The sequence below is a fragment of the Gracilibacillus orientalis genome (assembly GCF_900114645.1).
In the GTDB taxonomy this organism is placed as follows: Bacteria; Bacillota; Bacilli; order Bacillales; family Amphibacillaceae; genus Gracilibacillus; species Gracilibacillus orientalis.
In genome coordinates, this window is record NZ_FOTR01000004.1 from 382,853 (window position 1) to 397,375 (window position 14,523).

Genomic DNA, 14,523 nt, shown 5'->3' on the forward strand with positions numbered 1-14,523 from the left:
AATAATTTTAATGGATGTTTTTGTCTACGAACTTTCCATAATCCGGGATTGCCATTTGATCAAATTCTTTTGCTAATTTTCTTAAGCCATTTGTTAAAAACTCACCAGTGATCGGTAATCCATGTCCGGTTATGGCAATATGGGGATTCATTTTTTCCAATTTTTCTACTGAATGTTTGGCAGCTTTCCAATCGGTGGTAAAATACCGTGGAGGCCCACTTATGTCTTGTTGTTGTGTGAGTACTTTATAAAGATCTTCTTGTTTTACAGTTACAAATGCATCTCCTGCCAGTAACGATCGATCTTCTTCTCTAAAAAGGGAAACATGTCCTGGGGTATGCCCTGGAGTATGGATCCACTCGAAACCAGGCATATGTGGAATTGATCCATCAGCTGGCAGTATTTCAATATGTTTACTTAAATCAATGGGCTCATTAGGAAACATTGGTGACATTTTTGCTATCATCCCACCTTCAACAGTAGAGTCTGGTTCTGGATAAGCCATATTCCCTGTTAAAAAGGGTAGTTCTTGTTCATGTGCATATACAGGGACATCCCAATGCTTTACTAAATCCACAACAGTTCCCACATGATCAAAGTGGCCATGTGTAAGAATGATTGCTTTTGGGCTGCTGTTTGAACCAAATCTTTCTTCGGTAACCGAAATGATTTCATTTGCTGAATCTGGCATACCCGCATCTACTAAAACAAAATCATTTGAGTTTGGATTTCCAACCAACATAATATTGACAATTTGAATCGTGTGACAAAGTAAATCAGGTAATACTTGAGTACTCACACCACTTCCTATTGACGTTGCAGGAATGTAATGATAATCACTGCCATAATTCATATCCTTATCCATTCTTTATCCTCCTTGAATAATTATTGACTTCATTCTATTGTTCCATAGAATCCCGATCATATTTACATCAACTTAGTAATACTATAATGGATGAAAAAAATGCAGTTAATCTTGTTTGATTAACTGCATTTTATAGGCTTTAGGCGTCATCCCATATTTCTTTTTAAAAAGCCGGTAAAAATAACTAATATTCTCATAACCCACTTCTTCGGCAATGGCTTGCATCGGTAAGTCACTATATACTAACAAGTTCTTTGCCACTTGCAGTCTTTTTTCTTGCACTAAATCCTTGAAATTTTGATTGGTTAATGACTTAATTTGTTTGCTTATCCAGTAAACCGTTTGATTAAAACATTTAGCTAATGCTTGCAAATTAGCCTCCTGATAGTGTTCTTCTATGTAACGAAATACCTCCGTTAAAAAGGCATTCTGTTCGGATTTTTGGGTGCTTCTATTTGTTTGATTTTGTTGTTCGATAAGTTCAAGGATCAGTAATCCCATTAAAAATTTTATTTTCGATTTCGATAAGAGCGATTCTTCCATCATTTCTTTCAATAACTGCTGCATAATGTCTTGAATACGATCGGAATTGGAAACCGGATAATATAAATATTCTCCTTTTTGGGAATAGTCGAAGATACTGTTCATTAGAAAGTAGAGCATTTGACTTTGAATAAATCCAGTGGATAGATTAGACAGAATGTAATCAAAAAAGGCTGGGTGAATGATGAAGTTGATGACAATATCATTTTCTTCACATGCAGCTAACTCATGTTCGATATATTGGTTTAGTAACAAGATATCACCTTGTTTTAAGGTAATCGACTTATCGGCAACTTTTTGATGAAAATTGCCATGAAAGACATAATTCATTTCGATGTAGTCATGGGAATGCCTTGGAAAATCAATATATCTTGGGTGTTTACGGATCATGATAAGATCGTCTTTTAGAAACTTCTCACTTTGAATAACGAAATCAGATGTGAGGTCTGTATATATTTTTTTGTTGACTGCTTGATTGCCCTCTAATATCGCAAGCTCTTCCTCCGTTGCCTTCATTAATTCCTGATATAAAAAAGTATCCAAATGATGCTGCCCCCTTTTTACAAAAGTGGGACATTTCCCAGTCCCCATATCTCAAATGAGTAAATTCAAGAAAAAACCGGACATTTCTCACCCCACTCTAATTCGCATTAGATAGAACTGCGCAGTATCGGAGTGAGACTTTCTTCCAATCTTTCCGTGGAGAGTGCTGGAACATCGCTCCGGCAGAATACTGCGCTTTCCATGGGCACGGCTTCAGCTTCCTCGGAAAGCAAAGGTCGCTTGCCTGCGGGATCTTCAGCTCGCGCTGTTCCCATAGGAGTCTCCGTATTCTGCCTCCACTAATTATCGTCTTCTGATTATTGAAAGAACAGAACCCCATGGATCTATACTCTTTGTATTTCCTGTCACTTTATCAGAAAACTATTCTAAGCTGCGGAAAATTGATTTTCTTTACCAAGTTAGCTGAAGCCTGAGTCCAGCGGCATAGAAAACACTATAAAAGTAATCTTTGCTTGAATAAATGTCGCACTTGTGCCCTCGGGTGAAAGCGAAGTATTCTGCTGAAGCGTTTACCAGCACTCACCATCAAAAAGGTGGAAGGAAGTAAATCCACGCAATAAGTTGCTGGGCAGTTTATGTTTTTTGTGCATAATTTTAAATTTTCCTGCCTTTTAAGAAAAAGGAAGCGGCTAGGCGCTTCCTTCGTCAAATTAGTAAATGGAATAGTTGTTCGTCTTTGTTAATTTCGATGTAAGTGAAGCCTTTTCTCTCCATGCGAGAGATAATTTGGTGATAGTCTTCAGCTTGCTGCAGTTCGATTCCAACTAGGACTGGTCCTTTGTCTCGGTCATTCTTCTTTGTGTATTCAAAGCGGGTGATGTCATCGTTCTTGCCCAAGACTTCATCCATAAATTCACGTAATGCTCCTGCACGTTGTGGAAAGTTTACAATGAAATAATGCTTGAAACCTTCGTACACTAAGGAACGTTCTTTGAATTCTTGCATACGATCGATATCATTATTTCCGCCACTTACGATACAAACAACATTTTTTCCTTTTATCTCATCACGATAGTAGTCAAGCGCAGATATAGGTAGCGCTCCTGCTGGTTCTGCTACAATCGCATTTTCATTATATAAATCTAATAAAGTCGTACATAGCTTACCTTCTGGTACAGCTACAATATCATCGATAAATTCTTTGGCAATATCAAACGAAATATCTCCAACACGTTTAACACTGGCACCATCAACAAATTTATCAATTTTATCTAATTTGACCACTTCATCTTTTTGAAGCGCTGCTTTCATAGAAGCTGCACCTTCTGGTTCAGCACCGATGATTTTCGTATCTGGACTAATACTGTTTATGTAGGACCCGACGCCAGAGATTAATCCGCCACCACCAACTGCCATAAAGACGTGGGATATCGGCTCTTCCATGCTATCCAGAATTTCTAATCCAATCGTACCTTGCCCAGTGATGGTTCTCGTATCATTGAAAGGATGGATAAATGATGCATGATGTTCATTACAATACTCCATTGCTTTTTCAAAAGAATCATCAAAAGTATCCCCGATCAATCGGATTTCCACAAACGGACCACCGAAAAATTCAACACGATTAACTTTTTGACGCGGAGTTGTGCTAGGCATAAAAATCACACCTTTCACTCCCAACGCTTTACAAGAATAAGCAACACCTTGCGCATGATTTCCAGCACTAGCACAAACCACGCCATTTGCTAATTCTTCTTGTGTCAAACCTTGCATCAAATTGTATGCTCCACGAATCTTAAATGAGCGGACAACTTGTAAATCTTCTCTTTTAAGATAGACATTACATTCATATTTATCAGATAATATGGTATCTCGCTGCAATGGTGTTTTCACCACTACATCTTTTAATACTTGATTTGCAATAATGATATCTCTCACTTGAATTGGATTGACTTTTGTACTCATTTATACGAACCCTTCCTACTTCATTGTTAGATTTATACTAACATAAAGAAGCGCAATAGAAAATATTTTCACTCGTTAAATTCACCATTTTTAGTAGATCAAAATGGCTACATCGGTATTTTGGACTGTAATTGCTTGAGATACTTGCTTACCTTGTAAACAATCGTGATAGATAACGCCATCCTCTAAAGATACTGTTACTGCGTCTGTATTATGGTTAAGAATAAATAAGTATGTCTTATCGTTTGCTACCCGTTCCACGATTTCCACGTTTTTTGGAGCATCTAATGGGGCGCTGATATCTAATTGTTGTAAGAGTCCATTCATTAATTGATCCAGATAATCATCGGTCGGATTTGTACCAATGTAGATCGATTTACCCTGACCATATCGATGAATTGTTAAGGCAGGAGATCCCTGATACCAATTTTCTTTGTATGTTGCGATTGCTTTGGCACCTTCCAGTTTAATAATATCCGCCCATGTGTTGACGGTAGATTTCTCTCCGTTCGAAACAATCGTATTTGCTTCGTTATCTGCCATAGGCGCAAACTCTTCCACTGTTAATCCTAAAAGTGATCGTAACGGTGCAGGATAACCTCCTAAATGGATATGGTCTTGTGCGTCTGCAATACCACTGAAAAAACTCACCACTAATGTTCCACCTTTTGCTACAAATTGTTCAAGTATCTTTTCCTCCCCATCGCGAATCATATATAACATTGGGGCTACTACTAATTCATAATTTGATAGATTACCATTAGGTTCTACAAAATCAACAGCAATGTTATTTTCATAGAATACACGGTAATATTGATAGACTTGGTCTAAGTATGATAATTTATTATGTGGTTTTCCTTCATGCTCCACTGCCCACCAATTTTCCCAATCAAAAACGATCGCAACTTGTGCGGTACCATGCGCTCCTGCTAGTCCATCCAATTGTTTTAATTCATTTCCTAGTTGTTTTACCTCTTGAAAGACACGGCTATTCGGATCATTTGAGTGTGGAACCATAGCACCATGGAACTTCTCTGCCCCAGCTCTTCCCTGACGCCATTGGAAATACATTATACCGTCTCCACCACGTGCAACAGTAGAATAACTCCATAACCTCATTTCACCTGGTTTTTTCGTTACATTAATATCACGCCAATTGACATGTGACGTTACCTGTTCCATTAAATAAAAGGGTTGCCCATTTTTTAAACTGCGCATTAAATCATGGTGCATCGCATGTCGATAAGGTTTACCCTCTCTTGGGTCTGGATAAGAATCCCATGTCACTAAATCCATATCTTTGGCCCATTCAAAATAATTAAGTGGCTTAAATTCATACATAAAATTAGTGAATACTGGGACATCTGGGCTGATATCACGTAATACCTCTTTCTCTACCTTATACAAATCAAAAATCGCATCATTCATAAATCGTTTATAATCTAATTTTTGACTAGGGTTATAAAATGTAGGTAAATTAACTGGAAATTGAATCTCATCCCAGTTACCATAACGCTGACTCCAGAAGTTTGTACCCCATTTTTGATTTAAATTATCTATCGTTTCATAACGCTTCTTGAGCCAATCGCGAAACGCTTGTAAGCTTTCATTACTATAACACTCTGCCAGATGACAACCGTATTCATTATTAATATGCCACATTTTTAATGCAGGATGATCTTTATATCTTTTTGCTATTTCCGTCACCAGTTGTTTCACAGCATATCGAAAACGTTTACTGTTAGGTGAATAATGCTGACGTGAACCGACCTGAAAAGCTACTCCATTTTCTTGTACAGCCAATACCTCGGGATATTCTTTAGACAACCAAGCTGGTGGAGATGCTGTCGCTGTCGCTAAAGACACACCTACTCCGTGTTCATGTAAAATCTCTAGTACTCTATCTAACCAACTGAAATCAAACTTACCTTCTTCTGGTTCCAGCACAGACCAACTAAAAATTGCTACAGAAACAAGGTTCACTCCTGCTTCCTCCATTAACTTAGCATCTTCCAACCAAACACTTTCATCCCACTGCTCAGGATTGTAATCGCCACCAAATGCGATAACAGGCATTACTTCATCTATTCGTTTAACCATTTTATACACTCCCTTACTTCTTCTAACTATGTATTAATCAATATGTACATATTATAAGAAAACGTTGTCATTATCAACTATTAATAATTGCCAATATAGCCAATAGCCAAAACAATTAGAGGAGTTTTTCATAAACTAATTACATCATAAGAAGGAATTGGTGAATAAAGTGGAAAAAGAAGAAAAAAAGTTAATTGGTGGTTGGGTACAAGCGATAGGGACCGTATTGTCTGCTTTAGGGAATACCCCTCATGTTGCCCTTGGATCTGATATCAAAGCTGATCTTAAGCTGATCGGCAATGGCATGCAAGCAACAGGTAATGCGTTACAAGTTGAAGGTATTTCTTTACAGGAGTTAAACAGCTTAGGTAACGAGATACAAGCGATCGGAAATATAACAGAGGTTGCTTCATTACAATTGCCTGTAACTGATCAAGTCAAAAGCTTGTTAAATATGCAAGGGGATTTATTGCAGGCACTAGGAGGCAGTATAAATTTTACTGAAGAATGGCAAAAAGAGCTTACATTCGAAGTAGTATATAATGGATTTGGCAATCTACTCCAAGTAATTGGCAACAGTTTGCAAGCTCTTTCTACTCAAAGTACAACTCATGAAACAGAATTAAATACTATAGGAAATTGGATTCAAGCCGCAGGGGCAATAATGACTGCTATTTCTGAAAATATTCCATAATTTATTTGGTATCTATCCTGAGAATTGTCTCAAGTAGCTTTGTATTTAGTTCTAACCAGATACCTTGTTGTGCATAATTCATACTGCCTAACTATTGAATTGAATTCTATTTTCATGATTGAAACGACTCAAAAAGATCAAGTTTGTTTCCGTACAGATCTTCAAAACAAACGCCCTTTCCTCCTGGCACTTCCGTAGGCTCACCAAGAAAGTTTACCCCTTTTGACTTTAAGTCTTGATATGTCTTATTAATATCGTCCACCGTAAACATAAGATAAACTTGTTCTGCGGCTTGTCTGCCAACAAGTTGTCTTTCTTCAGTAGTAACAGCTTCTACCAACTCAATAACGACCTCATTATTCAAGTGCGGTGCAACTGTTAAATAACTCCAATCTTCATCAAATTCTTCTTCATCTCGTATAATAAAACCTAATTTTTCTGTGTAAAATACTTTCGCTTCTTCTCTGTCTGTAACAAAAAGAATCATTTGACAAGTGCTATTAATCATAGAAAACACCCTTTCTCATAATAGGATACTTCCATATATTTATATCACAGAATGGTCCGTTGGATTTCTTCTTGATTGCTAAGTTAGTGCAATTCAATAACTCCGTAATGAAATAAAGAGGATTTTCTTTTAATTTGTGTAAAGCCATATCGACTAAAACGGTCACTTTTCCAATGATCCTTGAGAACCACGCGTTTTCTAGCTATTCTTTTTGCTTCTTCTAATGCTTCAATCGTAGGTTCGTCTGCAAGAGCATGTACTCTCATAGAATTCAACCCTTCCGATGTATCAATTGCTTCATGAAACATTGGGTCAAAATATACGACATCATAAGCATTTGTTTCTTGCTGTTTTAAATATTCTAGATGTGGAACATGTTCGATCTTAATTCTTCTCATTGCTTTATTAAATATTTCATTAGTACTGTTACAAGTCTTCAAGCCTTCATTAGTGATTATATAAATGACTTTACTCCCTTCTAATCCCGTTACGAATCCATTAGAGCCAACTGCCAAACTAGCTATGATACTATCTGAAGCAAGTCCAACTGTACAATCTAATACAGACATTCCTTTTTCTAGTTTTGCTGTTGCAACAAATGGGTCTTCTTCTTTACGGAGTAATCGTTTTGCTCGAACCATTGCTAGATTAGGATGAAAAAAAAGGTTATTTTTGTCGTTTAAAGAAGAAACAAATAATCGATCTTTTCCTGCAACAAATATATCTGTTTGATGGTAGTCCTTTAATTGTTGAATTGAATATCCATTACGTTTTATATACTGGATTTGGTAATTTGCAGATAATCTTTGTGCGTATTGAATAAGTTGAGGTGTTACACGACCCGCTGTAGTTATGATCATAAGATTCTTCCTGTTCTATTTGGGTTATTTTTATTATACTATAACTATTTTGTAAACATAATTAAAGAGGTGTCAGTCATTTTAAAATGTCTGACACCTCTATATATTCTCTTAAAATGCATTTTGTATGTTTGGAACTACCTGTTTCTTACGTGATACAACACCTTTTAATGTGGCTGTTTTGTTTTCAAGTTTCACATCAAACGCTTCAGCTACTTTTTCTTCAGCCTCACCTACTGAAAGTACTACAGAATCATTATTAAGGATGTCTGTGATGACAAAAACAAATAGTTTTAAATCTTTGTCTGCTATTGTTTTTTCAATAGCTGGTTCTATTTTGTCACGTAGCGCTAGTACATCATTCACTTCCACTGTGTTTACTTGTGCAATTTCCACTTTGTTTCCGTTCATGTCAAATTCTTTTGCATCCATAGAAATTAGTTCTTCTGCAGTTTTGTCACTTAGGTCAGCACCAGCTTTCAGCATGTCAAGACCATATTTATCAGCGTCTATACCAGCGATTTCAGCTAATTCTTTTGCTGCAGCAATATCTTGATCTGTACATGTTGGCGATTTAAATAAAAGGGAGTCTGATATAATTGCCGAAAGCATTAATCCTGCAGTTTCCTTTTTAATGTCAACTCCGTGCTCTTTATATAATTTATTAAGTATAGTAGCAGTACAACCAACTGGTTCTGCACGGTAGTATAATGGATCTTTTGTTTCAAAGTTTGCAATACGGTGGTGATCAATTACTTCCAATACTTGTACGCGATCGATATCATCCGCACTTTGTTGACGTTCATTGTGATCCACTAAAATAACCTGATCGACTTCATCTGAGACATTTTCAACCATGCGTGGTGCCGATTGATTAAAATGATCTAGTGCATATTGTGTTTCATTGTTCACTTCACCTAAACGAATCGCTTCTACATCTTCTCCAAGCGCTTGTTTAAGCTCCGCATATGCAATAGCTGAACAGATTGTGTCTGTATCCGGATTTTTGTGTCCAAATATTAATGTGTTTACCATGATTCATACTCCTTTTTTTACCAAATGATTATTCCCAACTCTATTATACAGGAATTAGGACGAAAGAAAAATAGTTTACTTAATTTGACCATTACCATGTAATAAATACTTCGTCGATGTTAATGCTTCTAAGCCCATAGGTCCACGCGCATGTAACTTCTGTGTACTAATACCAATTTCTGCACCAAACCCAAACTCAAATCCATCGGTAAATCTGGTTGATGCGTTATGATAAACAGCTGCTGCATCTACCTCATTCATAAAGCTTACAACATGCTTATCATTTTCAGATATAATCGATTCTGAATGACTAGTTCCGTATTTATTGATATGAACAATCGCTTCCTGAACAGAATCTACTACCTTGATTGCGACTATATGATCTAAATATTCTGTTTGATAGTCTTCTTCTGTTGCCTTAATGATATTGTCGCCTTTTGACACTGTGATACTGTCCCCATGTACTTCTACATCTGCAACTTGCAATGCCTGAATTAATTCAATTAAATGGTTATTAGCCCAATTTTGTTCCACTAAAATAGTTTCAATTGCATTACATACAGAAGGGCGTTGTGTTTTTGCATTGATTGCTACCTCAATAGCCATGTCTTTGTTTGCTGTTTCATCGATAAACAAATGACAATTACCTGCCCCTGTTTCCAATACAGGAACTGAAGCATTTGCGACTACTGTATCAATTAATTTTTTGCCTCCACGAGGAATTAATACATCTAAATATTCATTCAATTTAAACATTTGTGATGCTGTTTCACGACTTGTATCCTCAATAAGTTGTACTGCATCATCAGGTAAATCGGATTGTTTCAATGCATCTTGAATGACTTTTACTAATGCTGTGTTGGAATGGATAGCTGAAGAACTTCCTCTAAGCAATACAGCATTTCCTGTTTTGAGACAAAGACTTGCAGCATCAATCGTTACATTTGGTCTTGCTTCATAAATCATTCCTACGACACCGATTGGCACACGTGCCTTTTGGATTTTTAGATCATTTGGTCGTGTCCATTCTTCCATAATCTCACCAATTGGATCTTTTAAATCTGTTAGTTGGATTAATGCATCTGCCATTTCATCAATCCGTTGTTCATTTAAGATTAGACGATCAATCAATGACTCATGTAGGCCGTTTTTACGGCCATTTACTATATCACGGTTATTTTCTACCATGATATAATCCTTTTGTTTTCGCAATTCATCAGATAACAATTTTAAAGCCTGATTTTTTTGCTCGGTAGAATTAGTTGCTAGGACAGTTGTTGTAGCGTTGACTAGCTTCCCTTTTTGGATTAAATCACTCATAATTATAAGCCTCCTCTATCGATAATACGAGTCGATCACGATGAATAGCTTCTGGTCGATTACTGGTGGATTGTTCCATCGCAATTTTACTCGGTTCCCCTTTGGATTTAATTAAGTCTTCAGAAGAATAATTCACTTGTCCTTTTGCTATCACATTATCTTCAAAGACAATATCGACAACAGCCCCCACCAGGAAATCTCCGTCTACCCATTTAATTCCGGCAGGCAATAAACTTTTTCCATGATAAAGAATTGCTTCACTTGCCCCTTTGTCAACGTATAGTGTCCCTGATACGTCGGAATGAAAAGCAATCCATTGTTTTTGTTTTCGGTAACTATTGGTTAAGTCTTCGCCTATATAAGTACCGTCACCTTGATTTTGCATAATGCGAATTAATTTATCCTCACCTTCACCAGTCCCGACAAATACTTTGACACCAAGTGAAAGTGCTGTTTTTGCTGCTAAAAGCTTTGATTTCATTCCTCCAGTACCGAATTTGGATCCGGATTCATGCTTCGTTTGTTGCAAAATTTCTGCCGACAATTTTTGGAGGCGTTGATATTTTTGAGCTGATGGATCTGTTTTTGGATTTTTGTTATATAGTCCATTAATATCTGTTAACATTACTAAAAAGTCTGCATGAACAAGACCGCTTACCAATGCTGATAACATGTCATTATCACCAAATGTTAACTCGTCTATTGCTACCGTATCATTTTCATTAATAATGGGAATTACGTCACGCTTTAATAATTCCGTCAATGTGGCATACACATTACTGTACTGCTTCTCATTACTGAATACATCTTTTGTTAGTAAAAGTTGAGCGGTAACCAAATTATACTTTCTAAACTCATCAGTATAGGCTTGAACCAGTAAGCCTTGACCAACGGCTGCTGCTGCTTGATTTCCTGCGATAGTGACAGGTCTTGTTGGATAACCTAAATCAAAGAACCCAGCAGATACGGCACCAGATGAAATCAAAATCACTTCATAATTCGCATTTTTTAATGCTGCAATTGCTGTTGTATGCTCTTTTAGTTTAATCAGGTCAAGTCCGCCATTTTTGTTCGTTAGAGAACTGCTCCCGATCTTAACTACAATACGCTGCTTCGCCATAGTTTTCACGCCTTCATTTATTAAATTGTTAGTCCCATATCAGTAAATGCAATCGTGCTGGATAGCGACTTTATTCCTAACACTTTATAATATTAGTCTAAGTATGGCACTAAAAAAGGCTCTTTCATCCTTAAAGTAAAGGACGAAAAGAGCCATTCCGCGGTACCACCTTTGGTTGACCATACTTTTTGTATGATCCCCTTAACTCTTTAACGCAGAGTGACGATTAAGTTTATTCTTAATAGTTCATAGAGTAGGTTCATTAGTATAGCGGGTGATGGAATTTTTCAGCCTGTGAATTCCACTCTCTTGTCACCATACTCTAACTACTGACTCTAATCATTACTTTTATTTATTCTACTACCATTATAAGAAATAGTCACACAATTCTCAAGTATTAATATTTCACTTTTGCAGTCCAATTAAATGGATCTTTTTCCGAACCATATTGAATACCTGTCAATGTATCATATAATCGCTTAGCAATTTCACCTGTTTTTCCATCATTAATTTCCATTTTCGTACCTTCCCAAGCAAGCTCACCTACTGGAGAGATAACAGCGGCTGTACCAGAACCAAACGCTTCTTGCAATTCACCTTTTTGATGATGTTCATAAAGTTCTTCCATTGTGATACGTCGCTCAATAACTGGAATGTCCCAATGTTTCAATAATTGGATAACAGAATTCCTCGTAACACCTTCTAAAATACTACCATTAAGAGCTGGTGTTACGATTTCACCATTTATCTTGAAAAAGACATTCATACTGCCAACTTCCTCGATATACTTTTTCTCAACACCATCCATCCATAACACTTGCGCATATCCTTCATCAGCTACTTGTTCCTGGGCCTTCAAGCTAGATGCATAGTTGCCGGCAGTTTTAGCTTCGCCTGTACCACCTTTTACCGCACGGACATATTGATTTTCCACTGCGATTTTTACAGGATTGATTCCTTCTTCGTAATATGTACCAACTGGAGATAATATCACCATAAATTGGTACGTTGCAGACGGCGAAACACCTAAATACGGTTCCGTTGAAATAATGAACGGTCTTATGTAAAGAGAAGTTCCTAATGCATCTGGTACCCATTCTTGATCAATATGAACCAAATGTTTTATTGCATCAATAGCAAATTCCTCATCAATTTTTGGAATACACATTCTATCATTTGAGCGATTGAGGCGTTCCATATTCTTGTCTGGACGAAACAACTGAATTTTATCCCTTTCTGTACGGTATGCTTTCAAACCTTCAAATACCATTTGACCATAATGAAGCACAATAGCAGCCGGATCCAACTCAATTGGTTTATATGGGACGATTCGCGGGTTATGCCATCCTCGTTCTTGGTTATAGTCTTGAATGAACATGTGATCGGTAAAATACTTTCCGAAAGATAGTTCATCTGATTTTGGTTTTTCTTTTGGATTTTCGTTCTTAATATAAGTGATTGTATACTCTGACATAAAAAAGACTCCCTTATTTGAATGAATTCTATAATGTTTCGGCAAAATAACCTATAAACTTTATTTTATTACTAAACAACTAGTTATGACAACCATTTACTTTGAAAATTTTCAAACAATTAAAGGAGCATTATCATGAGTTATGAACTTTCCGAACGATTTGAAGCAGCTTTTAACCAAATACATGATACATTATGTGATTTTGCGAATGAACATAATAATCATGCATCTTTTACCGAAGTGTTGACAAAAGCGAGGGTTCAGCATCATGTAATAGATCACTATTTTGATTTGTTAAAACAGAGCAGTAAACTGCGAAATGCAATGGTACATCGTAAAATTAAGGAAGACTTCTATATCGCAGAACCTCATCAAGATGTAGTCACTGAATTGGAGCAATTGGCAGTTCTTTTATCTGAACCTCCAACTGCCTTATCTATAGCATCAAAACCTGTTGAATTTTTTTACTTAGACTCACCAATAAAGAAATTAATTACCTGTATGCAAGAAAAGGAATATTCCCAATACCCTATTTATCAAGAAGATAAATTTATCGGATTATTGACAGATGGTGATATCGCAAATTGGTTTGCAGCTAATATCGGTCAGCTAACAATTGAAATGAAACAACCTATTGGCGAAATATTTCGAATCGAGAAAAAAGAACATACAAAGATTGTTGGCAAAGATGTCAGCGTAATGGATATTGAAGCTATATTTAAAGAGTACTTAGAAAAAAATCAAAAAATAGAAGCAATTATTATCACCGAAAATGGTACAGCAGCAGAACTACCAAAAGGAATCATTTCCTCTTGGGACCTAATTCGACTAAAAACATATAACTTTCCACTACTCAAGCATACGTAATACAACTAAACTATTCATACATTGTCTAACAAGTTACAAAGGATTTTACAGCTGTGTAAAATAAGCCCAAATAGTTACTTAAACAGCAGATTTAACTGTCGTAGTACACATATACTGCGCAGTAACTCTATAAAGGATTTGCTTCCTTCCCTTCTTTCTTGTAGAGATTGCTATGTTACCGCTGCGGCAGAATACATCGCTTTTACCCAAGGGCACAAGTGCGACATCTGCTCAAGCAAGCTTTCACAGTGTCTTCTATGCAGTGGGCACGGCTTCAGCTAACTTGGTAAAGAAAATCACTTTACCAAGTGGATCTTCAGCCCCGCGTGAGTTCCCACAGGAGTCTACGTATTCTGCCTACGCTAGTAAGGATTCACTGATGGTTGAAAGGATAACATCCATAGAATATACACCTTTAGGACTTCTTCTCACTTCATTAAAAACTACTCTAGGCTGCGGAAAAATGCGAGACTCCTGTGGGAAAGGAACAGTCTGAAGACCCCAAAGGAAGCGATTTTTGGCTTCCGAGGAGGCTGAAGCCTTCCCCGACGGCATAGAAAACACTACGAAAGCGATCTTTGCTTGAGTAGATGTTGCACTTGTGCCCTTGGGTGAAAGCGAGTGTTTTTTCCGCAGCTTAGTATGTATTTCTTATCATGCAGGAAGAA

12 protein-coding genes and 1 other annotated feature are annotated in these 14,523 nt (G+C 36.9%); of the genes, 2 read left to right on the forward strand and 10 right to left on the reverse strand.

Annotated features, from left to right (window positions below):
* Positions 1-7: 7 nt before the first annotated feature.
* The 4 genes from BM121_RS10335 to BM121_RS10350 form a co-directional block, all read right to left on the reverse strand.
* Complete coding sequence (locus BM121_RS10335; protein ID WP_091483556.1) at positions 8-865, reverse strand: MBL fold metallo-hydrolase; 858 nt, start codon at positions 863-865, stop codon at positions 8-10.
* 105 nt (positions 866-970) lie between these two features.
* Positions 971-1,951 (reverse strand): AraC family transcriptional regulator, encoded by a 981-nt coding sequence (locus tag BM121_RS10340; protein ID WP_091483557.1) that lies wholly within the window; start codon positions 1,949-1,951, stop codon positions 971-973.
* Between the two features lie 666 nt (positions 1,952-2,617).
* Positions 2,618-3,877: a threonine ammonia-lyase IlvA gene (gene ilvA, locus BM121_RS10345; RefSeq protein WP_091483558.1), complete on the reverse strand. Its 1,260-nt coding sequence runs from the start codon at positions 3,875-3,877 to the stop codon at positions 2,618-2,620.
* Between the two features lie 90 nt (positions 3,878-3,967).
* Entirely contained in the window at positions 3,968-5,977 is a 2,010-nt protein-coding gene (locus tag BM121_RS10350; RefSeq protein WP_091483559.1) for a beta-galactosidase, read from the reverse strand.
* A 160-nt stretch (positions 5,978-6,137) separates the two neighbouring features.
* Here BM121_RS10350 and BM121_RS10355 point away from each other — a divergent pair, with 160 nt between their 5' ends.
* The gene (locus tag BM121_RS10355; RefSeq protein WP_091483560.1) at positions 6,138-6,671 is read left to right on the forward strand and encodes a DUF6944 family repetitive protein; all 534 of its coding nucleotides are present in this window, start codon (positions 6,138-6,140) and stop codon (positions 6,669-6,671) included.
* Positions 6,672-6,783: 112 nt separating this feature from the next.
* Here the strand turns inward: BM121_RS10355 and BM121_RS10360 are convergent, their stop codons facing one another.
* From BM121_RS10360 to BM121_RS10385, 6 genes are all read right to left on the reverse strand, one after another.
* Entirely contained in the window at positions 6,784-7,179 is a 396-nt protein-coding gene (locus tag BM121_RS10360; protein WP_091483561.1) for a VOC family protein, read from the reverse strand.
* An 83-nt stretch (positions 7,180-7,262) separates the two neighbouring features.
* Entirely contained in the window at positions 7,263-8,039 is a 777-nt protein-coding gene (locus BM121_RS10365; protein WP_091483562.1) for a class I SAM-dependent methyltransferase, read from the reverse strand.
* A gap of 111 nt (positions 8,040-8,150) precedes the next feature.
* Positions 8,151-9,074: a manganese-dependent inorganic pyrophosphatase gene (locus tag BM121_RS10370; RefSeq protein WP_091483563.1), complete on the reverse strand. Its 924-nt coding sequence runs from the start codon at positions 9,072-9,074 to the stop codon at positions 8,151-8,153.
* A 75-nt stretch (positions 9,075-9,149) separates the two neighbouring features.
* The gene (locus BM121_RS10375) at positions 9,150-10,394 is read right to left on the reverse strand and encodes a glutamate-5-semialdehyde dehydrogenase (protein ID WP_091483564.1); all 1,245 of its coding nucleotides are present in this window, start codon (positions 10,392-10,394) and stop codon (positions 9,150-9,152) included.
* On the reverse strand, positions 10,387-11,514 hold the full coding sequence (gene proB / locus BM121_RS10380; RefSeq protein WP_091483565.1) for a glutamate 5-kinase: 1,128 nt from the start codon (positions 11,512-11,514) through the stop codon (positions 10,387-10,389). The genes BM121_RS10375 and proB overlap by 8 nt, the downstream gene beginning before the upstream one ends.
* A 135-nt stretch (positions 11,515-11,649) precedes the next feature.
* Positions 11,650-11,866, reverse strand: a binding site (T-box leader).
* Positions 11,867-11,911: 45 nt separating this feature from the next.
* On the reverse strand, positions 11,912-12,988 hold the full coding sequence (locus BM121_RS10385) for a branched-chain amino acid aminotransferase (RefSeq protein ID WP_091483566.1): 1,077 nt from the start codon (positions 12,986-12,988) through the stop codon (positions 11,912-11,914).
* 135 nt (positions 12,989-13,123) lie between these two features.
* Between BM121_RS10385 and BM121_RS10390 the strand changes: the two genes are divergently transcribed.
* Positions 13,124-13,855, forward strand: a complete 732-nt coding sequence (locus tag BM121_RS10390) for a CBS domain-containing protein (protein ID WP_091483567.1) — start codon at positions 13,124-13,126, stop codon at positions 13,853-13,855.
* Positions 13,856-14,523 lie beyond the last annotated feature (668 nt).

What these genes read in the sequence shown, in the direction of transcription:
- BM121_RS10335 (WP_091483556.1), bottom strand. Translation starts at nt 865, where the DNA reads ATGGATAAGGATATGAATTATGGCAGTGATTATCATTACATTCCTGCA.
- ilvA (WP_091483558.1), bottom strand. Translation starts at nt 3,877, where the DNA reads ATGAGTACAAAAGTCAATCCAATTCAAGTGAGAGATATCATTATTGCA.
- BM121_RS10350 (WP_091483559.1), bottom strand. Translation starts at nt 5,977, where the DNA reads ATGGTTAAACGAATAGATGAAGTAATGCCTGTTATCGCATTTGGTGGC.
- BM121_RS10360 (WP_091483561.1), bottom strand. Translation starts at nt 7,179, where the DNA reads ATGATTAATAGCACTTGTCAAATGATTCTTTTTGTTACAGACAGAGAA.
- BM121_RS10365 (WP_091483562.1), bottom strand. Translation starts at nt 8,039, where the DNA reads ATGATCATAACTACAGCGGGTCGTGTAACACCTCAACTTATTCAATAC.
- BM121_RS10370 (WP_091483563.1), bottom strand. Translation starts at nt 9,074, where the DNA reads ATGGTAAACACATTAATATTTGGACACAAAAATCCGGATACAGACACA.
- BM121_RS10375 (WP_091483564.1), bottom strand. Translation starts at nt 10,394, where the DNA reads ATGAGTGATTTAATCCAAAAAGGGAAGCTAGTCAACGCTACAACAACT.
- proB (WP_091483565.1), bottom strand. Translation starts at nt 11,514, where the DNA reads ATGGCGAAGCAGCGTATTGTAGTTAAGATCGGGAGCAGTTCTCTAACG.
- BM121_RS10385 (WP_091483566.1), bottom strand. Translation starts at nt 12,988, where the DNA reads ATGTCAGAGTATACAATCACTTATATTAAGAACGAAAATCCAAAAGAA.
- BM121_RS10390 (WP_091483567.1), top strand. Translation starts at nt 13,124, where the DNA reads ATGAGTTATGAACTTTCCGAACGATTTGAAGCAGCTTTTAACCAAATA.